Origin of the sequence: Ruegeria sp. (genome assembly GCF_040830605.1) — a bacterium.
GTDB lineage: Bacteria > Pseudomonadota > Alphaproteobacteria > Rhodobacterales > Rhodobacteraceae > Ruegeria.
In genome coordinates this window covers 616,549-642,113 of the sequence record NZ_JBFOMD010000001.1, presented here as the reverse complement: position 1 = coordinate 642,113, position 25,565 = coordinate 616,549, and the positions used below count along the sequence as shown (strand labels likewise).

The 25,565-nt window shown below is 64.2% G+C and carries 23 protein-coding genes; 1 reads left to right on the top strand and 22 read right to left on the bottom strand.

Going from position 1 to position 25,565, the window contains the following annotated elements; genetic code table 11:
* Nucleotides 1-6: 6 nt before the first annotated feature.
* From AB3N21_RS03070 to ftsW, 14 genes are all read right to left on the bottom strand, one after another.
* Complete coding sequence (locus AB3N21_RS03070; protein WP_367933932.1) at nucleotides 7-852, bottom strand: outer membrane protein assembly factor BamD; 846 nt, start codon at nucleotides 850-852, stop codon at nucleotides 7-9.
* A 114-nt stretch (nucleotides 853-966) separates the two neighbouring features.
* The gene (gene lpxC / locus AB3N21_RS03065) at nucleotides 967-1,887 is read right to left on the bottom strand and encodes a UDP-3-O-acyl-N-acetylglucosamine deacetylase (RefSeq protein WP_367933931.1); all 921 of its coding nucleotides are present in this window, start codon (nucleotides 1,885-1,887) and stop codon (nucleotides 967-969) included.
* A gap of 212 nt (nucleotides 1,888-2,099) precedes the next feature.
* Nucleotides 2,100-3,746, bottom strand: coding sequence for a cell division protein FtsZ (ftsZ, locus tag AB3N21_RS03060; RefSeq protein WP_367933818.1), 1,647 nt, complete (start codon nucleotides 3,744-3,746; stop codon nucleotides 2,100-2,102).
* 347 nt (nucleotides 3,747-4,093) lie between these two features.
* Nucleotides 4,094-4,501 carry a hypothetical protein gene (locus AB3N21_RS03055; protein ID WP_367933817.1) on the bottom strand — a complete coding sequence of 136 codons (408 nt, stop codon included), beginning with the start codon at nucleotides 4,499-4,501 and terminating at the stop codon, nucleotides 4,094-4,096.
* 4 nt (nucleotides 4,502-4,505) lie between these two features.
* Nucleotides 4,506-5,840 (bottom strand): cell division protein FtsA, encoded by a 1,335-nt coding sequence (gene ftsA / locus AB3N21_RS03050; protein WP_171174036.1) that lies wholly within the window; start codon nucleotides 5,838-5,840, stop codon nucleotides 4,506-4,508.
* 8 nt (nucleotides 5,841-5,848) lie between these two features.
* The gene (locus tag AB3N21_RS03045; protein WP_367933816.1) at nucleotides 5,849-6,847 is read right to left on the bottom strand and encodes a cell division protein FtsQ/DivIB; all 999 of its coding nucleotides are present in this window, start codon (nucleotides 6,845-6,847) and stop codon (nucleotides 5,849-5,851) included.
* Nucleotides 6,835-7,755: a D-alanine--D-alanine ligase gene (locus AB3N21_RS03040; protein ID WP_367933815.1), complete on the bottom strand. Its 921-nt coding sequence runs from the start codon at nucleotides 7,753-7,755 to the stop codon at nucleotides 6,835-6,837. Before AB3N21_RS03040 ends, AB3N21_RS03045 begins: the two co-directional genes overlap by 13 nt.
* A 104-nt stretch (nucleotides 7,756-7,859) precedes the next feature.
* Nucleotides 7,860-8,786, bottom strand: a complete 927-nt coding sequence (gene murB, locus AB3N21_RS03035) for a UDP-N-acetylmuramate dehydrogenase (protein ID WP_367933814.1) — start codon at nucleotides 8,784-8,786, stop codon at nucleotides 7,860-7,862.
* Nucleotides 8,787-8,832: 46 nt separating this feature from the next.
* Nucleotides 8,833-9,147, bottom strand: coding sequence for a hypothetical protein (locus AB3N21_RS03030; protein ID WP_367933813.1), 315 nt, complete (start codon nucleotides 9,145-9,147; stop codon nucleotides 8,833-8,835).
* A gap of 4 nt (nucleotides 9,148-9,151) precedes the next feature.
* Nucleotides 9,152-9,397, bottom strand: coding sequence for a DUF2484 family protein (locus tag AB3N21_RS03025; RefSeq protein WP_367933812.1), 246 nt, complete (start codon nucleotides 9,395-9,397; stop codon nucleotides 9,152-9,154).
* On the bottom strand, nucleotides 9,394-9,651 hold the full coding sequence (locus tag AB3N21_RS03020) for a DUF2484 family protein (protein ID WP_367933811.1): 258 nt from the start codon (nucleotides 9,649-9,651) through the stop codon (nucleotides 9,394-9,396). Before AB3N21_RS03020 ends, AB3N21_RS03025 begins: the two co-directional genes overlap by 4 nt.
* 4 nt (nucleotides 9,652-9,655) lie before the next feature.
* Nucleotides 9,656-11,062, bottom strand: coding sequence for a UDP-N-acetylmuramate--L-alanine ligase (murC, locus tag AB3N21_RS03015; protein WP_367933810.1), 1,407 nt, complete (start codon nucleotides 11,060-11,062; stop codon nucleotides 9,656-9,658).
* A complete protein-coding gene (locus tag AB3N21_RS03010) occupies nucleotides 11,059-12,156 on the bottom strand; it encodes a UDP-N-acetylglucosamine--N-acetylmuramyl-(pentapeptide) pyrophosphoryl-undecaprenol N-acetylglucosamine transferase (protein WP_367933809.1) in 1,098 nt (365 codons plus the stop codon). The genes murC and AB3N21_RS03010 overlap by 4 nt, the downstream gene beginning before the upstream one ends.
* On the bottom strand, nucleotides 12,156-13,319 hold the full coding sequence (gene ftsW / locus AB3N21_RS03005; RefSeq protein WP_367933808.1) for a putative lipid II flippase FtsW: 1,164 nt from the start codon (nucleotides 13,317-13,319) through the stop codon (nucleotides 12,156-12,158). The genes AB3N21_RS03010 and ftsW overlap by 1 nt, the downstream gene beginning before the upstream one ends.
* 130 nt (nucleotides 13,320-13,449) lie before the next feature.
* On the opposite strand from ftsW, the gene AB3N21_RS03000 reads away from it, so the two are divergent.
* Entirely contained in the window at nucleotides 13,450-14,634 is a 1,185-nt protein-coding gene (locus AB3N21_RS03000; protein WP_367933807.1) for an NAD(P)/FAD-dependent oxidoreductase, read from the top strand.
* Between the two features lie 180 nt (nucleotides 14,635-14,814).
* On the opposite strand, the gene murD is transcribed toward AB3N21_RS03000, so the two are convergent.
* The 8 genes from murD to rsmH all read right to left on the bottom strand — a co-directional run bounded on the left by murD (nucleotide 14,815) and on the right by rsmH (nucleotide 25,563).
* Nucleotides 14,815-16,209, bottom strand: a complete 1,395-nt coding sequence (murD, locus tag AB3N21_RS02995; RefSeq protein ID WP_367933806.1) for a UDP-N-acetylmuramoyl-L-alanine--D-glutamate ligase — start codon at nucleotides 16,207-16,209, stop codon at nucleotides 14,815-14,817.
* A 72-nt stretch (nucleotides 16,210-16,281) separates the two neighbouring features.
* A complete protein-coding gene (locus AB3N21_RS02990; RefSeq protein WP_367933805.1) occupies nucleotides 16,282-18,231 on the bottom strand; it encodes a tetratricopeptide repeat protein in 1,950 nt (649 codons plus the stop codon).
* A 173-nt stretch (nucleotides 18,232-18,404) separates the two neighbouring features.
* A complete protein-coding gene (gene mraY / locus AB3N21_RS02985; protein ID WP_171173927.1) occupies nucleotides 18,405-19,487 on the bottom strand; it encodes a phospho-N-acetylmuramoyl-pentapeptide-transferase in 1,083 nt (360 codons plus the stop codon).
* A gap of 27 nt (nucleotides 19,488-19,514) precedes the next feature.
* A complete protein-coding gene (gene murF, locus AB3N21_RS02980) occupies nucleotides 19,515-20,918 on the bottom strand; it encodes a UDP-N-acetylmuramoyl-tripeptide--D-alanyl-D-alanine ligase (protein ID WP_367933804.1) in 1,404 nt (467 codons plus the stop codon).
* Nucleotides 20,915-22,396 carry a UDP-N-acetylmuramoyl-L-alanyl-D-glutamate--2,6-diaminopimelate ligase gene (locus tag AB3N21_RS02975; RefSeq protein WP_367933803.1) on the bottom strand — a complete coding sequence of 494 codons (1,482 nt, stop codon included), beginning with the start codon at nucleotides 22,394-22,396 and terminating at the stop codon, nucleotides 20,915-20,917. The genes murF and AB3N21_RS02975 overlap by 4 nt, the downstream gene beginning before the upstream one ends.
* A 22-nt stretch (nucleotides 22,397-22,418) precedes the next feature.
* Nucleotides 22,419-24,206 (bottom strand): peptidoglycan D,D-transpeptidase FtsI family protein, encoded by a 1,788-nt coding sequence (locus tag AB3N21_RS02970; RefSeq protein ID WP_367933930.1) that lies wholly within the window; start codon nucleotides 24,204-24,206, stop codon nucleotides 22,419-22,421.
* The gene (locus AB3N21_RS02965; RefSeq protein ID WP_171173921.1) at nucleotides 24,203-24,571 is read right to left on the bottom strand and encodes a cell division protein FtsL; all 369 of its coding nucleotides are present in this window, start codon (nucleotides 24,569-24,571) and stop codon (nucleotides 24,203-24,205) included. The genes AB3N21_RS02970 and AB3N21_RS02965 overlap by 4 nt, the downstream gene beginning before the upstream one ends.
* Nucleotides 24,568-25,563, bottom strand: coding sequence for a 16S rRNA (cytosine(1402)-N(4))-methyltransferase RsmH (gene rsmH / locus AB3N21_RS02960; protein WP_367933929.1), 996 nt, complete (start codon nucleotides 25,561-25,563; stop codon nucleotides 24,568-24,570). Before rsmH ends, AB3N21_RS02965 begins: the two co-directional genes overlap by 4 nt.
* Nucleotides 25,564-25,565: the final 2 nt, after the last annotated feature.

The window sequence follows — 25,565 nt, the reverse complement described above, 5'->3', positions numbered from 1 at the left end:
TGGCGCCTACAACCATTCACCCTTGATCGACTGGCGATAGATCTGGCTCAGCCAGTTGTTGCCGCGATCCTTGAGGTCGAGCCCACGCGAAGTCAGCAGCTTGTAGCTGCGCTCATACCATTCGGTGGACTGGTAGTTGAAGCCGAGGATGGCACCCGCCGTCTGCGCCTCGTTCACCAGCCCCAGCGAGAGATAGGCCTCGACCAGACGGTGCAGCGCCTCGGCGGTGTGGGTGGTGGTCTGGAAATCCTCGACCACGACGCGGAAACGGTTGATGGCGGCGGTGAAGTGATCGCGGCGCAGGTAGTAGCGCCCGATCTCCATCTCCTTGCCCGCCAGATGGTCGAAGGCCAGATCGAATTTCAGGATCGCCGAGGTGGCGTATTCGCTGTCGGGATAAACCTCGATCACGGTGCGCAGCGCCTGCAGTGCCTGAAAGGTCAGCCCCTGGTCGCGGCCCACCTCGTCGATCTGGTCGTAGTAACTGAGCGCCAGCAGATACTGGGCATAGGCCGCATCTTCATCCGTGGGATAGAAGTCGATGTAACGCTGCGCGGCGGCGCGGCTTTCGGGGTAATCCTTGCCCGAATGGAACGAAAACGCCTGCATGATCAGCGCGCGCTTGGCCCAGTTGGAATAGGGATAAAGCCGCTCGACCTCGGCAAAATACCAGGCCGCGTCATCCGCCCGGTTCTGCGACAGCTCGTATTCACCGCGTTCGAAAATCTGTTCGGGGGTGAACCCTTCGAGGTTCTGGGTTCGATCCGCCCCGGACCGTGCACCACATGCCGCCAAAGTAGCTGTCAGAAGAATCGCACATGCGAGTCTGACTGCCGCCCTGCTGCCAACCATACCGCCCATCCTTGTCGTCTTGTTCATGGGGCAAACCCCGAATTGGGGATCGGTCTAGCACATATAATTCTGGTGCAAAACGCCTTATCGGCCTGATCACACAATTGCCGGAGGTCAGGCAACCTGCGGGATTTCAGCCCACACCACTCCGTATCCAGGCAGGCGCGCGGCCTGCTCCGGGGTGCACAGCACGGGACGCACGGCGCCGGGCGTCTCGAACAGCTTGCGCAGCAGCGTGTTGGTCATGGCGTGGCCCGATTTCTCGCCCACATAGCGGCCCAGAATGGGACCGCCCGCCAGATACAGATCCCCCAACGCGTCCAGCATCTTGTGGCGCACGGCCTCATCCTTGTGACGGAAGCCGCCCGGGGTCAGAACCTCGTCATCCTGAACCACAACCGCGTTGTCCAGCGACCCGCCCAGGGCCAGGCCATTGGCGCGCATCGCCTCGACATCGGCGCGGCGGCAGAAGGTGCGGCTGTCGCACAGCTCGCGCGCGAATGTGCCATTGTGCATGTCGAGCGTCATGCTCTGCTTGCCGATGGCCTTGTCATCGAAGTCGATGTGGAACTCGATCTCCTGCCGGTCCGACGGCAGCAGGGTTGCCTTGGCGCCTTCGCGCTCGACGGTAACCGGCTCGACGATCTCATAGGCCAGAACCGGCGCTGCCTGCTGGCGCACGCCGCAGGCGACGATGCCACGCACGAACGCGATCGAGGATCCGTCCATGATCGGAACCTCGGGGCCGTCGATCTCGATCAGCGCATTGTGCACGCCGCATCCGGCCAGTGCTGCCATGATGTGTTCGACGGTGGAAACCGAGACGCCCGCGTCGTTGACCAGACGGGTACAAAGCGGGGACCGCTCGACCACATCATAAGCCGCCGGGATCATCGCATCACCAAGCTCGATATCGGTCCGCTTGAACCAGATGCCGTACCCCGCAGCCGCCGGGCGCAGCACCATCGTGGCCGGCCGGCCGCTGTGCAGACCGGTGCCTTTGAACATGACCGAGGATTTAAGCGTGTGTTGCAATGTGAACCTCAAGGCGCTGTGTCCAACCTCGGCGGGTTGGGTTGATCCTGAGGTAAGGGAGGGGCGCGTTACGCACAACTCACTCTTTGCAACCGAATGAAACATGGATGTAACACATCGGCAAAACCCTGCTTGCAGCGTTTCAACCATTTGGTTCCAAAGGAAAAAGGGCCGCCCGCAGGCGACCCTTTTTGCTTACTTTGTTATCGCTGTCAGTTGGCCTGACGGCGCAGGAAGGCGGGTATTTCGATCCGCTCCTGATCCGGGTCGGCCTCGGTCGGCGCAGGTGCCGTAGCGTCATTCTGGCGCAAAACCGGCTGCTGCCGCACCGGCGGCTGCTGCGCCGGAGTGTCGGCTGCGTGGCCGGTCATCCGGTCGATCAGCCGGTTGAAACCAAAGCGCGGCTTGTCCTGCGGCGGCTGCTGTTGCTGCACCGGCTGCGGCTGTGCGGCGGGCCGGGCCTGCTGATTTTGGGCCGAGGGCACTTTCTGCACAGCGGCCTGCAACCGCTGCATTGCCTCGGGCGACGGGGTGCCCGGCGCGGGCGCCCGGGGGGCCACAAACTCCTCTGCGGGGCTGTCCACCGCATCGGCTTGCGGCTGGAACGTGGCGGCAGGCTGCTGGTAGACCGGCGGCGGCAGGCCGTCATCGTCCATCACCTGCGGCTCTTCGGACCGATAGGTGCCCTCATCCATTCCGCGCGGCGCTTCGGCGGTTTCCATGTTCTCGAACAGGGTCGGCTCTTCCACCGGTTCGGCAACGGTTTCGGCCACCGGCTCTTCGACCACACGCGGAGCGGCGGGAGCGGCCGGAGCCTCTTCCTCGGCCGAGACCTTGCGGGTCAGCGGGGCCGACATCGGACGGCGCGCCACCGGGATATCCGACTGCACTTCGGTTGCGTCGATGCCGGTCGCAACCACCGACACACGCATCGCGCCCTGCATCTCGGTATCCAGCGTCGAGCCGACGATGATGTTTGCGTCCGGGTCCACTTCCTCGCGGATGCGGTTGGCCGCCTCGTCAAGCTCGAACAGGGTCAGATCGTGGCTGCCGGTGATGTTGATCAGCACACCCTTGGCGCCGCGCAGGCTGATTTCGTCCAGCAGCGGGTTGGCAATCGCCTTCTCGGCGGCCTGAATGGCGCGATCTTCGCCCTCGGCCTCGCCGGTGCCCATCATCGCCTTGCCCATCTCGTCCATGACCGCGCGCACGTCGGCGAAGTCGAGGTTGATCAGGCCCGGTCGCACCATCAGATCGGTCACACCCTTGACGCCCTGATAGAGCACGTCATCGGCCATCGAGAATGCCTCGGTAAAGGTGGTTTTCTCGTTGGCAAGGCGGAACAGGTTCTGGTTCGGAATGATGATCAGCGTATCGACGACCTTTTGCAGCGAGTCCACGCCGTCCTCGGCCTGACGCATCCGCTTGGCGCCTTCGAACTGGAAGGGTTTGGTCACCACGCCGACGGTCAGAACGCCCAGCTCACGCGCGGCCTGCGCGATGATCGGTGCGGCACCAGTGCCGGTGCCGCCGCCCATGCCGGCGGTGATAAAGCACATATGCGCGCCCGCCAGATGATCGACGATCTGTTCGATACTCTCTTCGGCAGCCGCGGCGCCGACGGTGGCCCGGGCACCCGCGCCCAGTCCCTCGGTCACTTTCACGCCCAGTTGGATGCGGGCCTGCGACTGGCTTTGCTGCAGCGCCTGCGCATCGGTGTTCGCAACGACAAAATCCACGCCGTCGAGTTGTTTCTCAATCATGTTGTTGACGGCATTGCCGCCAGCCCCGCCTACACCAAATACCGTGATCCGTGGCTTCAGTTCATCCTGACCGGGCATCGAAAGGTTCAATGTCATGCTCTGTCCGCCTGTATTATATTTCCCCGCGAAAACGGGGTTTTTCTTACCTATCCACAGCCGACTCTACCTTTCGAATTGCCAAACGTCACGCCAAAAATCGCGCAAAACCACAAAATATGGAGAAAGTAAGGCGGCAACCGGCGTCATTTCGCCGGGCCCGCCAAATGTTGCGGCTCACAGTATACTCACCACAAGGCGTGCGAATGCAGCACGCCCGGCAAAACACCGCCATGCGTGACGTATTCAGGTTTCCAATGCGCAGATCCTGCTCGTTCTGCCGCCGGGCCTCTGTCGGGCCTTGTGGATATCTTGCGGGATAAATCGTTGCGCCGCAACCAAATTCTTCAGCTTGTCAGCTCACCCGGGCACGAGATTGGATCACTCGTGATCGCGCGAACTTCCTGGATCTCTGCATCCAGGAATGTGGCAAGGCGCACCATCAGCCGATCACCCTGCATGAAAGGCCACCAGCAGACGGGCCGGCGGTCCGGATTATTGTCGTAGAGAAAGCAAATCCGGCCGTCGGGCGTGCTGATCCGGCCATAAACGCAGTGTTCGCCCACCTGTTTCCAGACCGAACGCGAACGGTCAAGGAATTGCTCCACCCCGACCAGTTCGCCGCTCCTGACCTCATAGAAACTGAGTGTCTTGCCTTCTGCGGCATCCAGGAAATCCTCCGGGCTGATCAAGGTCTGCGCCGTTGCTGACGTGGCCAGCAACACGCCGCCCAGGGCCGCGGGAATCCGGGACATCGCGTTACCAGTTGTCGCGGAACCACTTCACCGCGCGCTTGAGCGAGCGCGAGGGGTAGCGATCAACCGGAATCTCGAAATCCCACCATTCGTCCTGCGGATGCGCCGCAAACAGGCTCAGCCCCACCGCCGACGAAAACCCGGGCCCGGTTGCCGATTGCGGCAGCCCATGCACGCGCAGCGGACGCCCCAGGCGCACGCGCTGGCCCAGAATGCGGCTGGCGAGCCCGTCAAGCCCCATCACCTGGCTGGCCCCGCCGGTCAGCACGATCTGCTGGCTGGGCAGATGCTCGAACCCGGCGGCATCCAGCCGGACGCGCACCTCTTCCAGAATTTCCTCGACCCTCGGACGCATGATGCCAATGAGTTCGGCGCGGCTGACGGTGCGGCGGTCATGCTCCCAATCGCCGGTGTCGCCGCCGATGTCGATCAGGTCGCGGTCATCCGCGCCTGTTGCGTGCACACCACCACTGAAGGTCTTGATCCGCTCGGCCACCGCCGCCGGAACCCCCAGCCCCATCGAGATATCGCTGGTCACGTGATCGCCGCCCATGCGCACGCAATCGGCATAGATCATGTGCTTCTTCATGAAGATCGAGACGCTGGTGGTGCCGCCGCCCATGTCGATACAGGCCGCGCCCAGCTCCTGTTCATCCTCGACCAGCGCCGAGATGCCCGAGACATAGGCCGAGTTGGCAATGCCCGCCAGTTCCAGATCGCAGCGTTTGATGCAGTGCACGATGTTCTGGATCGCCACCGCATCCACGGTCAGCATATGCATGTCCACCGCCAGCGACTGCCCCAGCTGCCCGCGCGGGTCGATCAGGCCCGAGCGGTTGTCGAGCGCGAAGTTCACCGGCTGGGCATGCAGCACCTCGCGCCCGGCCCCGTATTCCGGCACCTCGCAGGCGTTCAGAACCCGGCCCACCTCGGCCTCGGTCACCACCTGGCTTTCCAGCTCCACCTGCGCGTCCAGGCCATAAGACCGCGGATTGGCACCCGAGAAACAGGCGATCACGTGATCGACGCGGATATCAGCCATCTTCTGCGCCGCCTGCAGGGCGGTGCGGATGGCGCGCTCGGTCTCCTGCATGGCGGTCACTTCGCCAAACTGCACCCCGCGCGAGCGGGTGGTGGCGGCGCCGATCACGCGGAACCCGGTCTGACCCGCCATCGAGCCGATCGAGTTGTCCTCGCTCAGCCGCCCGGTGCCGTCGAAGCGCAGCACCAGACAGGCGATCTTGGAACTGCCGACGTCCAGAATGGCCACCACACCGCGCTGCATCGCCTGCCGGCGCATCTGCCGCATCGCCCTCTGGGACTGATAAAGATCCGTCATCATACCTGTTACTGCCCATTCCCGATTGTTGTTCTTGTCCGCCACCATTCCTCGCTGGCGGTTTCGGTCATTCTGATCGTGGGGCGCGATCCCAGCCGCATGTCCACCACGGCCACGTCACGCTCCAGCAGGTCCTGCACCTCGCTCACCGCCAGCACCCGCTCCAGCGCCTCGATCGGGCGCTCGGTCGGCAGCATGATGCGCTGCTTGCGGTCCAGCACCACGTCCCAGCGGCGCTCACTGATGCGGACCAAGCCGCGCAGGCGCTCGCCCAAGCCTTGCGCGGTGCGGATCAGCGCCAGCGCCTCGGGCACATGGCCATCCGCCCCCTTACCCGCGATCAGCGGCAGGTCCGAGCGCAGCTTGCGCGACGGCAGGTCCTTCACATGCGCGCCGGTCTCATCCAGCAATTCGATCCCGTCCCGCGTGCGCCAGACCACAACCGGTTGACGTTCGACCACATCGATCTGCAGGATGCCGCCGGGCCGCACCCGGACGCTTGCGGATTTCACCGGGTCGAGCCCGGTGATCACGTCGCGGATCTGCTCGACATCCAGATCGAACGAGCTGATCGGGAAATCGAGCGGCACCACCTCGCGAATATCCTCGGCCAGACTGCCGCCCGCGCCGTCGATGGCCATCAGGTTGACCATGAATTCCGGCCGCTCCTGGATCGAGGCGCGCAGGTCGGCGACAAAATCGTTCACCGCATCGCGCCGCGCCTCGCTGGCCAGAAAGGCGCTGCTGAGCGCCAGCACCAGACAGACGGGCACGCCCACGCGCAGGCCCAGCCGGATACCCGGCGTCAGCATCCAGCGCTGGAACCGGTAGCTCAGCCGCGACGGCGCCGGATCGGCCCGGCGCTTCGGTTGCTTCAGCCGCTCCCCGCCATGCCGTCGCATCCCCTTGCCCGCACCGGCCTCACCCGTCTCAAAGGCGGCATCGGGACCTGCGACCGGCTTTTGCCGGAACAGGACGGGCAGCTTGCGGCGCTTTACCTGTCGCATGAGGCGTCCTCCACCATCCATGCGCAGAGCTGGCCGAATGTCATGCCCAGCTCGCCCGCCTGTTCGGGCACCAGCGAGGTTGGCGTCATGCCGGGCTGGGTGTTGGTTTCCAGCAGGATCAACCCGTCGGCCCCGCGCGACTCGTCCCAGCGAAAGTCAGTACGGCTCGCCCCCCGGCACCCAAGCGCCTGATGCGCGCGCAGAGCATAATCGAGGCACAGGTCGAAGATCTCTTTCGGGATATTGGCCGGAACCTCGTGCCGCGAGCCGCCGGGTTTGTACTTGGCGTCGTAATCGTACCAGCCGTCGGTGATGATGTCGGTCACGCTCACCGCCCGATCCCCCACCACGGTCGTGGTCAGCTCGCGGCCGGGCACATATTGCTCGACCATCACCTGCGCGGGCATGGTCTGGGCCAGCTTTGGCGGGCCGTTGGCGCCTTCCTGCACGATATAGATGCCGACCGAGGAACCTTCGTTGTTGGGCTTCACCACATAAGGCGGGGCCAGCACGTGATCGGCCTGCGCATCCTCTTTCGCCACGATAACGCTTTCGACCACCGGCAGCCCCGCCGCGCGAAACACCTCCTTGGAACGCTGCTTGTCCATCGCCAAAGCCGAAGCGAGAACACCGGAATGGGTATAGGGAATGCCCAGCCATTCCAGCAGCCCCTGCACACAGCCATCCTCGCCCCAGCGACCATGGAGCGCGTTGAAAACCACATCCGGATTGATGTCCTGCAAACGGGCACAGAGGTCCGGGCCGGCATCCAGCTCGACCACCTCAAACCCTTCTCCCCTGAGGGCGGTTGCGCATTCACGTCCGCTGACCAGCGACACCTCGCGCTCGGCCGAAGGTCCGCCCATCAATACCGCCACTTTAGGGGTTGTCCTGCTCGACTTACCCACCGTGTGCCTCAATGTCCCCGGGCCTTATCCGCTGGCCCGTACTGCTTTGTTATTTCCCTGCTCCGCCGCCGGTTTTGCCTGTTTTTGGTCAGCGGATCGGGAAGCTATTCTTTCAGCGGATCACCGACCCGCATGATTTCCCACTCTAGCGTGATACCGCTTGTTTCGTAAACCTTTTTTCGCACATCCTCGCCCAGACCTTCGAGATCGGCGGCGGTGGCATCACCAGTGTTGATCAGGAAATTCGGATGCTTTTCGCTCATCTGCGCACCGCCCCGCCGGGCACCCCGCATACCGGCGTCGTCGATCACCTTCCAGGCCTTGAGATCATGGGTGTCGTCCGCCCGCCCGGTCGAGGAAAACCCGGCCGGGTTGCGAAAGGTTGATCCGGCGCTGCGGTCCTTGGTGGGCTGGGTTTCGTCACGCTTTTTCAGCTGCGCGTCCATGCGGGCATGCAGTTCGTCCGCCGGCGCCGACGGCCCCTCCATCACCGCCTCGACCAGCACCGCGCCTGCGGGCAGGTTGGACTGGCGATAGCGGAAGTTCAGGTCGCTCGCGGTCAGGTCCTGCACCTCTCCGTCGCGCGTCACGATGGTGGCGGAAACCAGCACATCGGCCATGTAGCTGCCATAACACCCCGCGTTCATCCGCACCGCCCCGCCGATGGAGCCGGGGATGGTGCGCAGGAATGTCAGATCAACCCCGGCATCGGCGGCTTTCCGCGCCACATGCGCATCCAGCGCCGCCGCGCCCGCCGTGACCCGGTTGCCGTCGATAGAAGTACCGTTGAACCCCCGCCCCAGCCGGATCACCACGGCGCGCAAGCCGCCGTCGCGCACGATAAGGTTCGAGCCGACACCCATGGGGAAGACGGCGACATCCGAAGGCAGTTGCCGCAGGAAGTCCTGCAGGTCTTCCAAATCCGCAGGTTGAAACAGGTAATCCGCCGGGCCACCAACGCGGAGCCAGGTCAAACTGTCAAGCAATCGGCCTTGCGTAAGAGGCCCGCGCGGAGATGGTATCATTGCCATGGGCAGTAGATCGCGAATTTGAACAGCCAGTGCAAGCCCACGGGTTTCATTCTTCGCTGGACGGTCTACCAAGAATATTTCGTAGGCCACCTCCCACTAAAAGCCCAGCAACCATTGCAACTACAAATATGGCCGAACTTTTGTTGATTGGCAGCAATAGCAAGCGAGATAAAAGAGGTGCGCCGCGTGAAGCAGCCTCATCAATAGGAAGTCTACTGGCCTCAAACAGAATCCAAGCGCAGGCCGCAGAAAATCCGACATGGGCGGCAAAACGAAACCAGGGTGTCAGCAACCCAGACAACACTCCAGTGGCGCAGCACACCAAGCCAATTGGAGAAGCCAGAACCTCTAGAAATGACATGCTCTCAATCGCTCAATTTTCGCAGCCAGCGCGTCAGATAGATCACCGGCCAGCGCAGCACCGACATGCCCGCGGCCAGCACCAGCAGGCCGATCCACGGGCCGTTCTCATAGGTCACATAACCCACCAGCGGGATGCCCACCGCGATCAGCGCATAGGCACGGGTCCAATGGTTGTCCCGGCTCGGTGTCATCGCCAGCACATTTGCAACCACGGCCCACACACAGGCCAGGATCAGCGAGGTGTTCATTCCCGCCCCTCTTCGTCGTCGGAACCGAACCACTTGCGCCAGTAATAACGCAAGGGGTTGCGGTACATTGAAACAAAAGCCGCCGTCGCCGCCAGCGACAGGAACCAGTTGTAATCCACTCCCAGCCATACGATCACGACCGGTGCCGCGATCAGCAATGCGATGCCGGGCGGGAATTGCATCCGCATCGGCAACAGCGCCACAACGGTCGCCGCCAGCACCCAGGCACAGGCCAGTATGACCGAGAGCGGCACGGCCCTAGCCCGCCAGTTTTCTCAGGCGGTCCGGCAGCGCGTTGGCCCAGCCGCTGATGGTCCCCGCACCCAGACAGACCACCATGTCGCCCGGCCGAGTCTGCTCGCGCACCAGCCGTTCCAGATCGTCCTCGTTCAGCAGGGCACGGGCGTGACGGTGACCGTGGCGGATCATGCCCGCCACCAGATCGTCGCGGCTGGCACCCTCGATCGGATCTTCACCGGCAGCAAAGACCTCGGCGATGGCCACCACGTCGGCATCGTTGAAACAGGTGCAAAAATCCTCGAACAGGTTCGACAGGCGCGAATAGCGGTGCGGCTGATGCACGGCGATCACGCGGCCCTCGCAGGATTGACGCGCGGCCTTCAGCACAGCGGCGATCTCGACCGGGTGGTGGCCGTAATCGTCGATGATGGTGACGCCATCGACCTCGCCCACCTTGGTAAAGCGCCGGTTGACGCCGCCGAAATTGGCCAGCGCCTCGCGGATTTCCGCGGCCTTCATACCCAGATGCCGCGCCACGGCCACTGCCGACAGCGCATTCGAGACGTTATGATCGCCCGGCATCGGCAGCGTGCAGCCCTCGATCACCATATCCTCGTGCTGCAGATGGATGTCGAAATGCGCCACGCCGCCCTTGTAGGTCAGATCGACCGCCCGCACATCCGCCTGCGCGTTGAAACCGTAGGTGCGCACGCGGCGGTCGGTGATCCGGCCCACCAGCGCCTGCACCTCGGCATGGTCGGTGCAGCAGACGGCGAGGCCATAGAACGGGATGTTCGACACGAACTCGTAAAACCCGTCGCGCAGCCGGTCGAAATCGCCCCAATGCTCCATATGCTCGGGGTCGATATTGGTGACGATGGCGATGGTGGCGGGCAGGCGGTTGAACGAGCCGTCGGACTCATCTGCCTCGACCACCATCCACTCGCCCTGCCCCATACGGGCGTTGCTGCCATAGGCGTGAATGATGCCGCCATTGATCACGGTGGGGTCGAACTCACCGGCCACCATCAGCTCGGCCATCATCGTGGTCGTGGTTGTCTTGCCATGGGTCCCGGCAATGGCGACGTTGGACTTGAGCCGCATCAGCTCGGCCAGCATATCCGCGCGCCGCACCACCGGCAGGCCGCGCGTCCGGGCACCGTCCAGCTCCGGGTTGCCCGGCTTGATCGCGGTCGAGACGACAACGACCGAAGCCCCTTCCAGGTTCTCCGCGCTCTGGCCGACGAAAATCTCAGCCCCCAGCCGCGCCAGCCGCTCGGTGATCTTCGTGGCCTTCAGGTCCGAGCCCTGCACCCGGTAGCCCAGGTTCAGCAGCACTTCGGCGATGCCCGACATGCCGATGCCGCCGATCCCGACGAAATGGATGGGCCCGATATCGGTGGGGAGTTTGGTGGCGGGGGTCATGCGGTCTCCTTTTGCGCCAGACCTTCGACAAGGGCGACCAGACGCTCGGTTGCGTCCGGGGCCCCGACCGACAGGGCGGCGCTGGCCATTTTCTGGGCGGCTTGCGGGTTGGTCAGAACCAATGCGATTTGCTCTGCCAGCGCGGAAACGTCAAGGGCACTTTCGGGGATCAGGATGGCAGCACCCGCCTGAACCAGCCCGCGCGCATTGGCGGTCTGGTGATCTCCGGCGGCGGCGGCAAAGGGCACGAGGATCGAGGGGCGCCCGATCACCGAGATATCCGCCACGCTGGAGGCGCCCGAGCGGCTGATCACCAGCTGCGCCTCGGACATGCGGCGCGGCACATCCTGGAAGAAAGGTTTCACCTCGGCCTTGATGCCGTGTTCGGCGTAATAGGCCGAGACCCGCTCGCCATCCTCATCCCGGGCCTGATGGGCCACGCGCACATATTGGCGCAGCTCTTCGGGCAGCGAGGCAACCGCACCCGGCACCTTGTCGCTGAGGATGCGCGCACCCTGAGAGCCGCCCATCACCAGGATCGACATCGGATACTCGCCCGGCGGAATGTATCCCGCCGCCGCCCGGTCCAGCACGGCAGCCCGCACCGGGTTGCCCACATGAACACCATCGGCACCCTCGGGCAGATCGGTGGGCCAGGCGCCACAAGCCACATGCGCGACCCGGGTGGCAAAGATCTGGTTCACCCGCCCCAGAATGCCGTTCTGTTCGTGGATCATCCGCGGCACGCCCAGCATCGTCGCCGCCCCCAGCGCCGGGATCGACGGATACCCGCCAAAGCCCACCACAACGTCCGGCCTGTTGCGCAGCATCTGCCAGGCCATGCCGGTCACGCCGCCTGCGATCCTCGGCGCCACCAGCGCCTTGGCCACCGGCCCGCCGCGCGCGAAGGTGGCGGATGACGCCTCGACAATCTCGGTCGTATGGGGAAAGCCGCCGGTGTAGCGCGCACCGCGCGCATCTGTGGACAGGCGCACGCGCCAGCCACGATGCAGCATCGCCTCGGCCAGCGCCTGCGCCGGAAACATGTGGCCACCGGTCCCGCCCGCTGCAATCAAAAGGTAAGGTTGCGCCATCATCCCCGTCCGCGAAGAATGTCACCCAGCTCGCCTTGCGGCCGCGTCCGTGTAAAGGCCAGCAGCATACCGACCGCGATCCCGCCCGCAATCAGGGACGAGCCGCCGTAACTGACGAAGGGCAGTGTCATCCCCTTGGCGGGCAGCAGCCGCACGGCCACGCCCATGTTGATCATCGCCTGCACCCCGAACATGCAGGCCAGCCCGGTGCCCGCGAGGCGGATGAACATGTCCCGCTCGCGCATCAGCCGCAACAGCGAGCGCACCACGACAAGCGCATAGAGCGCGATGATGATCAGCACCAGGATCAGGCCGTACTCTTCGGCCGCGACCGCAATGATGAAATCTGTATGCGCGTCGGGCAGCGACCATTTCACCTGCCCCTCGCCGACACCCACGCCGAACAGCCCGCCCTCGCGGATCGCGTTGGTGGCATAGCCAAGCTGGGTGGTCGGGTCCACATCCGGGTTCAGGAACCCGTCGATCCGGCGCGCGAAATGCTCCGAGTTCGAATAGGCCAGCATACCGCCCAGCACCACGACACCCGCCATGCCCACCAGCAGCAGCATCGGCGCCCCGGCCACGAAATACATCACGCCCCAGCCGAACAGCATCAGACAGGCCTGCCCGAAATCGGGCTGCATCACCAGCATCGCCACGATCGCCATGCACAGCAGAAACGACCAGAGCCGCCCGGGCGGCCCGTTGATCTCCTGACTGGCGGCAAAGAGCCATGCGGCGACCACCACGAAACCGGGCTTGAGAAACTCCGACGGCTGGACCGAGGCAAAGCCCAAGCTGTACCACCGCACCGCGCCCTTGCCGAAATCAGTGCCAAAAACCGGAAGCAGCGCCAGCGCCACGAAGGCGCCCAGAAAACCCAGCACCGCTAGCCGCCGCACCAGTGTCGGCGACATCATCGAGGTCAGCAGCATCGCCACCAGCGCCATGACGCCAAAAAAGGCCTGCCGCTCGACATAGTGAAACGGATCGAACCCGTTGCGCGCCGCTAGCGGCGGGGATGAGGCCAGCCCCAGCAGCAGCCCCACAACGAACAGCAGCATCACACAGGACATCGACCATTTGTCCAGCGTCCGCCACCATTTCGGAAGGATTGGTTCGCCGCGCTGGTCCGGGACCGCGCCATACACCATCTCAGTCATGAGATTACCGCCACTATCTGCCTCGTAAACGTCCCGTTTTCGGGATCTGAGCCAGAGTCTACAGGCAAATTCGCTGTCAGACCAGCCTCTTCCTCTTGTCATTCGCGTCAAACCGCGCCAAGGGCGGGGCATGAGGTTCGACACGATCATCCTGGGCGCCGGCGCCGCCGGCATGATGTGCGCCGCCCATTGCGGCGGCCGCACTCTGGTGATCGATCACGCCCGTGCCCCCGGGGAAAAGATCCGCATTTCCGGCGGCGGGCGCTGCAATTTCACCAACATGTATGCCGAGCCCGCCAATTTCCTGTCGCAGAACCCGCATTTCTGCAAATCGGCACTGGCGCGCTACACGCAGTGGGATTTCATCGACCTGGTGAACCGCCACGACATCGCCTGGCACGAAAAAACACTGGGGCAACTGTTCTGCGACGGCTCCTCGAAACAGGTCGTGGCGATGCTGGTGGCCGAGATGGAGCGCACAGGTGCCCAGCTGTGGCTGCACACCGCGCTGAAAGACCTGCGCAAGACCGAAGGCGGCTTCGCTCTGGAGGTCGAACGCGAAGGCCAGCGCCAATTGCTCACCTGCCGCGCCCTCGTCCTGGCCACCGGCGGCAAATCGATCCCCAAGATGGGCGCCACTGGCCTCGCCTACGACATCGCCCGCCAGTTCGCCCTGCCGATCACCGAAACCCGCCCCGCGCTGGTCCCTTTCACCTTCAGCGATGGCCGCTTCAAACCGCTCTCCGGCGTGTCCCTGCCCGCCCGGCTCTCGAACGCACGCACTTCCTTCGACGAAGCGCTGCTCTTCACCCATCGCGGCCTTTCCGGCCCATCGGTGCTGCAACTCTCCTCCTACTGGCGCGAGGGCGAGGAGATCACAGTGAACCTGATCCCCGATCTGCCCCTGCTCGACACGCTGCGCGCCCAGCGCCAAAACTCCGGCCGCAAAGCGCTCAGCACCGAACTGGCCCGCCACCTGCCCGCCCGACTGGTCGAGGCACTAAAATCCGAGCTACCGCTCGATGGCAACCTGGCCGACCAGTCGGACGCAAAGCTCGAAACGCTCTGCGCCGCCCTCGCCAACTGGCGCCTCACCCCATCGGGCACCGAGGGCTACCGCACCGCCGAGGTCACACTGGGCGGCATCGACACCGATGCGCTCTCTTCAAAAACCATGGAGGCCAAATCCGTCCCCGGTCTCTACATCATCGGCGAGGCGGTGGACGTCACCGGCTGGCTCGGCGGCTACAATTTCCAATGGGCTTGGTCCTCGGGCCACGCCGCCGGAACCGCCATCGCCGCGCGCGCGCCCTGACCCCTTCATCTTTTCCCAAATACTCCGGGGGAGCCGCGCCCCGCGCGGCGGGGGCAGAGCCCCCAGCTAGAGCGGGTCGCGTCAAATCGCACCCTTCAGCACCGGCGAACGCGTTATGCTTCGCAAACGCTGCCTCACCGATGCCTTCGGGTTCACATTTCCGATCAAACGCGACCCGCTTTAAAGCCGCCGCCGCACCTCGGCCACGAAATCCTCACCGCGCTGCTCGAAATTGTCATACTGATCGAAACTGGCCGCCGCCGGCGCCAGCAGGACGGTTTCCCCCTCCTGCGCATCGGCCATGGCCTTCTCGACCGCCGCCGCCATGGTGGTGCAAACCTCGGCCTCGGCCTGCAACTGCATCGCAAACCCCGCGGCCTCGCGCCCGATCACATAAGCCTTGACCACCTCACCGGCCGCCCCGTTCAGCGCGGACAGCCCGCCTTCTTTCTCCAACCCGCCACAGATCCAGCGAATGCGCTTAAACGCACTCAGCGCCTTGACCGCAGCATCCACATTGGTGGCCTTGGAGTCGTTCACATAGGTCACCCCGCCCGCCTCGGCGATGATCTGGCTGCGGTGCGGCAGACCGGGATAGGAATGCAGCGCCGCCTCGATCACCTTCGGCGCCAGCCCCAGCGCACGGCAAGCCGCATAGGCCGAACAGGCGTTCTGATGGTTGTGACTGCCCGGCAGCCCCTTGATCTGCCGCAGATCGATCGAGGCCGCCTGCCGCCCCTTGCGATACTCGGACAGATACCCCTTGCGGGCAAAGATCTGCCAGCCCGGCCCGGTCAGCTTGCGCGCCACCGACACCCGGATCACCCGGTCATCGGCAGGGCCTTCCGACATCTGCCCGGCCAGAAACGCGCCCTCGGCCTCGTCCACACCGATCACCGCCCGGTCCGGCCCGCCTTCGGCAAACAGGCGCCGCTTGGCCGCGAAATACCCACCCATGCCGCCATGCCGGTCCAGATGGTCCGGCGAGAGATTGGTGAACACCGCCACATCCGGCGTCAGCGCCCGCGCCAGATCGGTCTGATAGCTGCTGAGTTCCAGCACCACCACCGAGCCATCGCCACCGGGCTCGATATCCAGCACCCCGCGCCCGATATTGCCCGCCAACTGCGAAGGCCGCCCCGCCTCGGTCAGGATGTGATCGATCAGCGCAGCGGTGGTGGATTTGCCGTTCGACCCCGTCACAGCAACCACGCGGGGCGGGGTGTCGAGGCGGTTCCACTCCGCCCCGGCAAAGCTGCGAAAGAACAGCCCGATATCGTTGTCCACCGGCACCCCGGTCTCCTGCGCGGCGGCCACGACCGGGTTCGGTTCGGGGTAGAGATGCGGGATACCCGGCGAGACGATGAGCGCAGAGATACCCTCAAACGCGCCCTGCCACCGCAGATCGGTGCAGGCAAACCCCTCACCCTCCGCCGCCTCGCGCGCCTCCCGGTTGTCATCCCAGCACACCGGCTCGGCCCCACCGGCCCGCAAAGCTCGGGCCGAGGCCAGACCCGACCGGCCAAGCCCCAGAACCGCAACCTTCTGCCCCGCAAACCCTTTGACCGGGATCATCCGCGCACTCCATCCTCGCCACCTGCTGCGGGAACCACCCTGTACAGACAGCAGGCCGGAATGCAAGCAAGGCTAGCCGGGCTTGCTGGCGAGGAAGGCGTCCAGGTTCTCGCGGGCGCCTTTTGTATGAGGATGCTCCGCCCCAAGGGCCTGTTCAAGAATCTCCAAAGCCTCACGAAACAGCGGTTCGGCCTCGTCATAGCGGCCCGTCGCATGCAGCAACATGGCAAGGTTGTTGAGGTCGACGGCGTAACCGGGATGCTCGACACCAAGCGCTTTGCTGTCAATCTTCAGCACCTCCCGGAACAGCGGCTCGGCCTCATCAAAGCGGCCCGTCGCGTGTAGCAGCCTGGCGAGGTTGTTTAGACGGACGGCATAATCAGGATGCCAGACGCCAATCGTCTTACGGCTGATTTCCAGCGCCTGACGATAGAGTGGCTCGGCCTCATCATAACGGCCCGTCGCCCGCAGCGCCGCCGCAAGGTTGTTGAGACCAGTGGCATAGCCGGGGTGCTCGGTACCAAGCGCCTTGCGGTCAATCTTCAGCACCTCCCGGTGGAGCGGCTCGGCCTCATCATAGCGGCCCGCCGCATGCAGCAACATGGCGAGGTTGTTGAGACGGATGGCATAGTCGGGATGCTGGACACCTATCGTTTTGCGGTCAATCTCCAGCGCCTCGCGATAGTGCGCCTCGGCTTCATCACGGCGACCCGTCGCCCGCAGCAACCCGGCGAGGTTGCTGAGACGGGTGGCATAAGCGGGATGTTCGACACCTACCGTGTTTCGGCCGATCTCCAGCGCCTCACGATAGAGCGGCTCGGCCTCATCATAGCGGCCTGTCGCCTGCAGCAACCCGGCGAGGTTGTTGAGACGAATGGCATAAGCGGGATGTTCGACACCTACCGTCTTGCGACTGATCTCCAACGCCTCGCGATATAGCGGCTCGGCCTCATCATAGCGGCCCGCCGCTTGCAGCAACCCGGCGAGGTTGTTGAGACGGACGGCATAGTCGGGATGCTCGACACCTATCGTCGTACGACCAATCTCCAGCGCCTCGCGATAGAGAGGCTCAGCCCTTGCGTAATACCCTAGTGAGTCGAGGGAAATCGCATGTTCATTCAAAGCCTTTGCCAGTTGGTATGGATCCCCAAGACTACGGGCCAATTCCAGCAGATCTTCACTATACCGGAGTGCCTTGCGATATTGCCCGGCTTTCCACGTCAAGGCGTGTGCATTCAGCAGCGTAACGAATGTCGGGTTCAACCGGGCCGCATCCGCGTAATGCTTGGCTGCGTCCGCCCATCGGATTTCCTGTTCCGCAATCTCGCCCCGCAGAAAGGCCGCGTCCGCCGCCAGAACCACCGCATCGGTGCTCTGTTCCTGCACCTCGGCCAGCAAGTCATCGGCCAGTTTCCGGTTGCCTTCGAACAGCGCCTGCTGGGCCGCCTCAAGCTGGGTGCGCGGCACCGCATCTTCGAATTCCGTCAAACGCAGGCGCAACTGACGCAGCTCTTCAACCGTTTGCGCATAGGCCTCTTCGACATTTGCCATTTTCAGGCGGATGATCTCCAACTCCTGGTTCAGCACCGTCTTTTCGGCACTCGAGGCGCGCTCAAGATCGGCCCGGATCTCATCCTCGCGCCGTTCCAGTTCGGCAAAGAACTTCTCCTGCGTCAGGCCAATGATCACCGTGCCGTCGCCGCAGTTCTGGATCAGATTGCCGTCGCCGTCCTGCCGGAACTGGCTGTTGCAGGTAATGGTGTCGTCGCCTGCCTGCCCGTCCACCTGTACGTCACCGCCGCAGTTTTGCACGACCGTGCCATTGTCGCTCTGGGTGAATGTGCTGTTGCACTCGATGGACGACGGGCCGTTATCGTCGTCATCCTTGCTGGTGATCCCCAACCACCCGGCAACGACCACCGTGACGACCAGCACAGCTGGCACGACCACTTTCAATACATCGATGATCGCGGTGGCGCCGTCGCGATTATCCTTGTCGCGCCACCAGTTGAATTTGAACAAAACTATATCCTCGTCGGTAATGAGACGAGAATACCATGGCGGCTCAATTTGTGTCACGCTGCGACGCGGCAGTGCATCTGGGGCCGTCAGGGCGGAGCCAAAGGGTGCCGCCGGTCTTGTACAAAACGGTCATTCCACTCCCGGAGGCCCGTACAAGACGGCCAGAACGCGGCTCAGCGCACTTTAAGTGTCGCCAGCCCGATCATCGCCAGGATCAGTGAGATGATCCAGAAGCGGATCACGATGGTGGGCTCGGCCCAGCCTTTTTTCTCATAGTGATGATGGATCGGCGCCATCAGGAACACCCGCTTGCCGGTGCGTTTGAAATAGAGCACCTGAACGATCACGCTCAGCGCCTCGACCACGAACAGCCCGCCCACGATGGCCAGCACCAGTTCGTGTTTCGTCGCAACCGCAATGGCCCCCAACGCGCCCCCCAAGGCCAGCGATCCCGTATCGCCCATGAACACAGCCGCCGGCGGCGCGTTATACCAGAGAAAGCCCAGCCCGGCGCCAAACAATGCAGCCGTGAAAATCAGCAGTTCACCGGTCCCCGGAACGTAATGCACGTCGAGATACTCGGTGAAGTCGACCCGTCCGACCGCATAGGCGATCACCCCAAGCGTCGAGGCTGCAATCATCGCCGGCATGATCGCCAACCCGTCCAGACCGTCGGTCAGGTTCACCGCATTGGCCGCGCCCACAATGACGCAGATCGAGAACGGAATGTAGAACACCCCTAGATTGATCAGCGTATCCTTGAAAACCGGCAGCGCCAGTTGATACTGCAGCGCCTCGGGATGGTTCAGCGAGGCCCAGGTCGCCGCCGCAACCGCGATCATGATGCCTAGCGCCAGCCGCAACCTGCCCGGCACGCCCTTGGTGTTCTGCTTCGACACCTTCGCGTAATCGTCGGCAAATCCGATCGCCGCATAGGCCAGCGTCACGAAGAGGACCAGCCAGACATAGGGGTTCTCCCACCGCGCCCAGAGCAGTGTCGAGGTGAGCAGCGCGCCTACGACCAGCAGCCCGCCCATGGTCGGTGTGCCCGCCTTCACGAAATGCCCCTCGGGGCCGTCATCCCGGATCGGCTGGCCCTTGCCCTGCTTCTTGCGCAATACGTCAATCAGCGGGCGCCCGAACAGGAACCCGAACACAAGCGCGGTCAGAAAGGCGCCGCCTGCGCGGAAGGTGATGTAGCGGAAGAGGTTCCAAAAATCCCCTCCATCCGACAAGGCGGTCAACCAATAGAGCATTTCAATACGATCCTTACTCGTGAGTCGTCATTCAGACGGGGAGGCATCCGCGGGGCCATCGCTCATTTTGCGTATTCCGTCAACAATCCGCGCTAAATCCATGCTGAGCGACCCTTTGGCCAGCACAATGTCGCCCGCCCAGAGCAGATCGGGCAGATGTGTGGCCATCTCGGCACTGGTCTCGGTCCAGAGCCCGCGCTTATCCTCGGGCAGCGCGGCGTGTAGCGCGCGCATCAGCGGGCCGATGCAATGCACCTGGTCGACCTGCTCCATCGCGTCGAGCTCGGCAAGGCCCGCGTGCAGCGCTTCGGCCTGTTGGCCCAACTCTTTCATGTCGCCCAGAAACGCCACCCGGCGCCGGCCTTCGGTGCCCGCCAGCACGTCCAGCGCCGCACCGGTCGAGGTGGGGTTGGCATTGTAGCTGTCATCGAGAAGGGTCAGATACCCGCCGGTGACCAGATCGACCCGTTCGCGCACTCCGCGCCCCTTGTAGGGGGTCCATTCGCGAAGACTGACGAGGGACTGGATCAAATCGGCCCCGAGTGCGGCGCACGAAGCCAAAGCACCCAGCCCGTTCATGGCGAAATGCGTGCCCGCCGACCGGATGCGGAACCCAAGGACCGAGCCATAGACATTGGTCTTGACCCGGGTCAGTTCGCCCTCGGTGTCGACCTCGATCAGCTTGAAGTCGCGGGCGGTTCGTCCAAAGGTCAGCACGCGCGCACCCCGCTGACGGGCCTGATCACGCAGGATGTCGACCTGTTCGATGTCAGAATTGACGATGGCCACCCCGCCCTGCGGCAGACCTTCGAAGATCGCCGCCTTTTCGCGGGCGATGGCATCCACCGACTCGAAGGCCTCAAGATGCGCGGCCGCCACGGTGGTGATGAGCGCCACATGCGGGCGCGCCTGTCTGGCCAGCGGCGCGATCTCACCAGGATGGTTCATGCCGATCTCGATGATGGCAAACTCGGTATCGGCGGGCATCCGCGCCAGCGTCAGCGGTACGCCCCAATGGTTGTTGTAGCTGGCGACGCTGGCATGGGTCTGACCCTGATCGCCCAGCATGGTGACCAGCATTTCCTTGGTCGAGGTCTTGCCGACGCTGCCGGTCACCGCCGCCACCCGCGCATTGCAGCGCGCTCGTCCGGCGCGACCCAACGCCTCCAGCGCGGCCTGCACATCGTCTACGATCAGGAGCGGCGCATCCTCGGCCACGCCTTCGGGAATGCGCGAAACCAGCGCGGCGCTAGCGCCCTTTTCCAGCGCTTGTGCGACGAAATCATGCCCATCGCGCGTGTCCTTAAGCGCGACGAACAGGTCGCCGGGCCGGATGGTCCGGGTGTCGATCGAAACGCCGCTGGCGGTCCAATCGGTCGTAGCGCGGCCACCTGTGGCCTCGGCGGCGTCTGCTGCGGTCCAGAGTATCATGCGTATCTCCCGTCCAGCGCGGCGACCGCGATGCTGGCTTGTTCGGCGTCGTCGAAGGGCAACACCTGATCGCCCACGATCTGCCCGGTTTCATGCCCTTTGCCCGCGATCAGCAGCGCGTCGCCCGGCTGCAGCGCGTCGATACCGCGCAGGATGGCCTCGGCCCGGTCGCCCACTTCGGTGGCCTCGGGGGCGCCCTCCATCACCGCGGCACGGATCACGCCCGGTTCCTCGCTGCGCGGGTTGTCGTCGGTGACAAAGACGATATCCGCATTCTGCGCCGCTGCCTGCCCCATCAGCGGGCGTTTGCCCGCGTCCCGGTCGCCGCCCGCGCCGACAATGGCGATGAGGCGGCCCATCACGTGCGGGCGCAGCGCCTTGAGCGCGGTCGAAACCGCATCCGGAGTATGCGCGTAATCGACAAAGACCGCAGCCCCGTTGCCGCGCGTCGCGGCCAACTGCATCCGCCCGCGCACGGTGGTCAGATGTGGCAGGGTCTCGAACACCTGTTCGGGCTCGTCGCCGCTGGCGATGGCCAGCCCGCAGGCGAGCAGCACGTTCTCGGCCTGAAACCCGCCAATCAGGTTCAGGCGGGTTTGATGCACGCTGCCCCGCCACGAGAATCGCAGGTCCTGCCCGGTGGCATCGAAACGCTGGTTCAGCAGGCACAGATCGCCGATGCCCTGCCCGACCGTCAGCACCTCTTGCCCACGCGCGGTGGCCACGGCGCGCATTTCTGCGCCCTTGGGGTCGTCCAGATTGATCACCGCCTTGCCGTCGGGCGGCAGCACCCGGCGGAACAGGCCCGCCTTGGCGGCGAAATAGGCCTCGAACGTATCGTGATAGTCCAGATGGTCCTGGGTGAAGTTGGAGAACCCCGCGGCGGCCAGGTTCACGCCATCCAGCCGTCGCTGTTCCAGCCCGTGCGAGGACGCCTCCATCGCCGCATGGGTCACGCCGTTTGCGGTGGCCTCGGCCAGGCAGCGATGCAGAGTAATCGGTTCGGGCGTGGTGTGGGCCAGCGGCGCGGTCCATGCGCCCTCGACCCCCGTGGTGCCAAGGTTGGCGGCGGAGTGACCCAGTTCGGCCCAGATCTGACGCACGAATGTGGCGACCGAGGTTTTGCCATTGGTGCCGGTCACGGCGACCACGACCTCGGGCTGCGCGCCGAACCAAAGCGCTGCCGTGAAGGCAAGCGCCTGACGCGGATCCTCGACCACGACCAGCGCAGCCTCGGACGCGGCCAGCTCGGCGCTGGCGATCTCGGCCCCTTTGGCGTCGGTCAGCACGGCGGCGGCGCCCATGCGCAGCGCGTATTGGATGAACTGTCCGCCATGGACGCGGGTGCCGGGGAGGGCCGCGAACAGGAACCCGTCCTTGACCTCGCGGCTGTCCACCGCCAGCCCGGTGATCTCGGGATCGCGTCCACCGCGTGCCGTCAGGGCCAGTTGGCTGAGTTTCTGTGACCGTGTGCCCATGACGCTCCTGCTTTTGCGCTGCCTAGTTCGAGGTCAGCGTTATAGCAGCGCCCTCATCATGCTCAAGGCGGGGGCGCAAGCCAAGCAGCGGCGCCACCCGTCCGATCAGTTCCGCCGCGACCGGCACGGCGGTCCAGCCCGCGGTGCGACGCTTTTCACCGTAAGCGACGATCGAAGGCTCATCCAGCGTGACGATCAACACGTATTGCGGATCGCTGGCGGGGAACAGAGAGGCGAAGGTGGCGATCACCTTATCCTCGTAATACCCGCCGCGCGGCTTGGGTTTGTCGGCGGTGCCGGTCTTGCCAGCCACCTCATAGCCCGGCACCTCACCAAAGCTGGCGGTGCCGCTGGTGACCACCTTGCGCAGCATCTGCTGGGCCTGGCTGGCGGCATTCTCGGACATGACCCGAGGCCCGTATTGCGGCCCCTTCTGTTTCAGGATCGTGGGGCTGACATAACGCCCGCCATTGGCAATCGCCGCATAGCCCGCCGCCAGATGCATCGGGCTGGTCGACAGGCCATGGCCGTAGGAGATGGTCACAGTGCTCAGCTCACCCCATTTCTTGGGCTTCAGCGGCTGCCCGCCCGCCGCCTCGACGATCTCGAACGGGGTCGGTTCGAACATGCCGAGCCTGCCCAGAAAATCCTGCTGCCGTTTGGCGCCGATCTGCAGCGCCAACCGTCCGGTCCCCCGGTTCGAGCTTTTGACGATCACGTCGGCAACACTCAGCTTGCCATAGTTCTTGCCTTGAAACTCTCCGATGGGAAAGCGTCCGATGCGCATCGGGCCGGAGGTGTCGATAATGGTCCCGGAATTCACCAGCCCGAGGTTCACGGCCTGCGCGGCAGTGAAGATCTTGAAGACCGAGCCCAGCTCGTAAACCCCTTGAACATAACGATTAAAAAGAGGGCTGTCAGACGGGTCAAACCCTGATGTCGGCGGACGGGGCCGGTCGTTGGGGTCGAACGAGGGCAGCGAGGCCGCCGAGATCACCTCTCCCGTATGGGCATTCATCAGCACGGCCGAAGCACCTTTGGCGTTCATGATCTTCATGCCGCCGAACAGCACCTGCTCGACCGCCGCCTGCACGGTCAGGTCCAGCGACAGGCGCAGCGGTTTGGCGCCGTTGGAGGGGTCGCGCAGATAGCCGTCGAACTGTTTCTCGACGCCGGCGACGCCGATGACCTCGGCAGCGCTCACACCTTCGCGGCCAAACCCGGCACCACCCAGAACATGGGCGGCAAGCTGACCGTTGGGATACAGCCGCATTTCGCGCGGGCCGAACAGGATGCCGGGATCACCGATGTCATGCACTGCCTGTTTCTGTTCGGGCGAGATACGCTTCTTAATCCAGAGAAACTTGCGCTTGCCAGTGAAATCCTTGACCAGCCGGTCCTTGTCGAGATCGGGGAATACCTTGACCAGACCCTCGGCGGCGGCAATCGGGTCCACCATCAGCGGCGGCTGGGCGTAAACCGAGTAGGTTTCGAGATTGGTGGCCAGAATGCGCCCTTCGCGGTCCACGATATCGGCGCGCTGCATGGCGATTGTGGCACCGGGTGCGCTGGCCAAAGGCTCCTGCGCCTCGGAGGTTGCGAGCATGCCCATGCGCACCCCGACAACGGCAAAAGCGCAGAAGAAGAAGGCGCCAAGCACCAGCAACCGCCCTTCGGCCCGGGCGCGGGAACGGTCCTGCATGTCCTCGTGACGTTTGCGGATGTTCTCACGCTCGATGGCGTCGGGGTTTTCGCCTTTGGCGCGGGCATCGAGAACACGGGCAAGCGGGCGCAGCGGGGTTCGGATCATGGCCATTCAAGCTCCGTCAACGCCTGAACATCGGTGATCCCCTGCACGTCGATGGGGTCGATGATCGGAAGATCGGGATCTTCAGCATAGGTAATCTCGTCCACCCGTCCGAACTGATCGGGGCGCAGCGGCAACAGGCCGAGTCGTTCGAAATTCAGGTCCGCCAGTTCGCGCAGCCGGTCGGGGCGATTGAGATAGGCCCATTCGGCGCGCAATACGCTCAGGCGCACCTGCGCGGCGCCGATCTGGCGTTGCAGCGCCTGCGTTTCCTTGAGCACCTGCTGGGTGCGGTAATTCTCCTGATACGCCCAGAGCGCCAGGCCGAACACGGCCAGCGCGGTCAGGACATAGATCACGCCCCTCATCGCATCCCCCCCTTGAGCTGCGGCATTCCGATGGATCGCGGATCGACCGATCCCGCCGGAGCATCCGTGCGGACCGCCACCCGCAGCTTGGCCGAGCGCGACCGCGGGTTTTCTGCCAACTCGTATTCGTCCGGCCCCACCGCCTTGCGCGTTTTCAGCGTGAATTGCGGCTGTTCCTGCTGCAGTTCCGGCGCATGGCGGCTGGCCCGTCCGGTCTTGCCTGCGCGTGCTTGCAGAAAGCGTTTGACCATCCGGTCCTCGATGGAGTGGAACGTCACCACCGCCAGTTGCCCACCCGGCTTCAGCGCGCGTTCGGCGGCCATAAGCCCCTCAAACAGCTCGTCATATTCAGCATTCACCGCGATCCGCAGCGCCTGAAACGAGCGGGTCGCGGGATGCGACTGCCCCGGCTTGGCTCGTGGCAGGCAGGATTCGATGATCTCGGCCAGGTGTAGAGTAGTGGTGATCGGCGCTTCGGCCCGGGCCTTGACGATGGCCTTGGCGATGCGGCGGCTGGCACGTTCCTCGCCATAATGGAACAGAATATCGGCCAGCTGCACCTCGGCCGCGGTGTTGACCAGATCGGCGGCGCTTTCACCCTCCTGGCTCATGCGCATGTCGAGGGGGCCGTCCTTCATGAAGGAAAACCCGCGTTCCGCCTGATCGAGCTGCATCGAGGACACGCCCAGATCGAGCACCACACCGTCGAGATCCTGCGCATAGTCATCCATGCGTGAGAACACGCCCGACTGCATCACCAGCCGATCGCCATAGTCTCCGGCCCAATCCGCCGCCATCTCAAAGGCCAGCGGATCGCGGTCGACGCCGATCACACGCGCGGCACCGGCAGCCAGCAGGCCACGGGTATAGCCGCCCGCGCCGAAAGTGCCGTCCAGCCAAATGCCCGAAACGGGAGCCACCGCGTCAAGCAAAGGCCGCAACAGGACCGGAATATGCGGATCGTCGGAAGAAAGGGAGGCAGCGGCGGCCATGC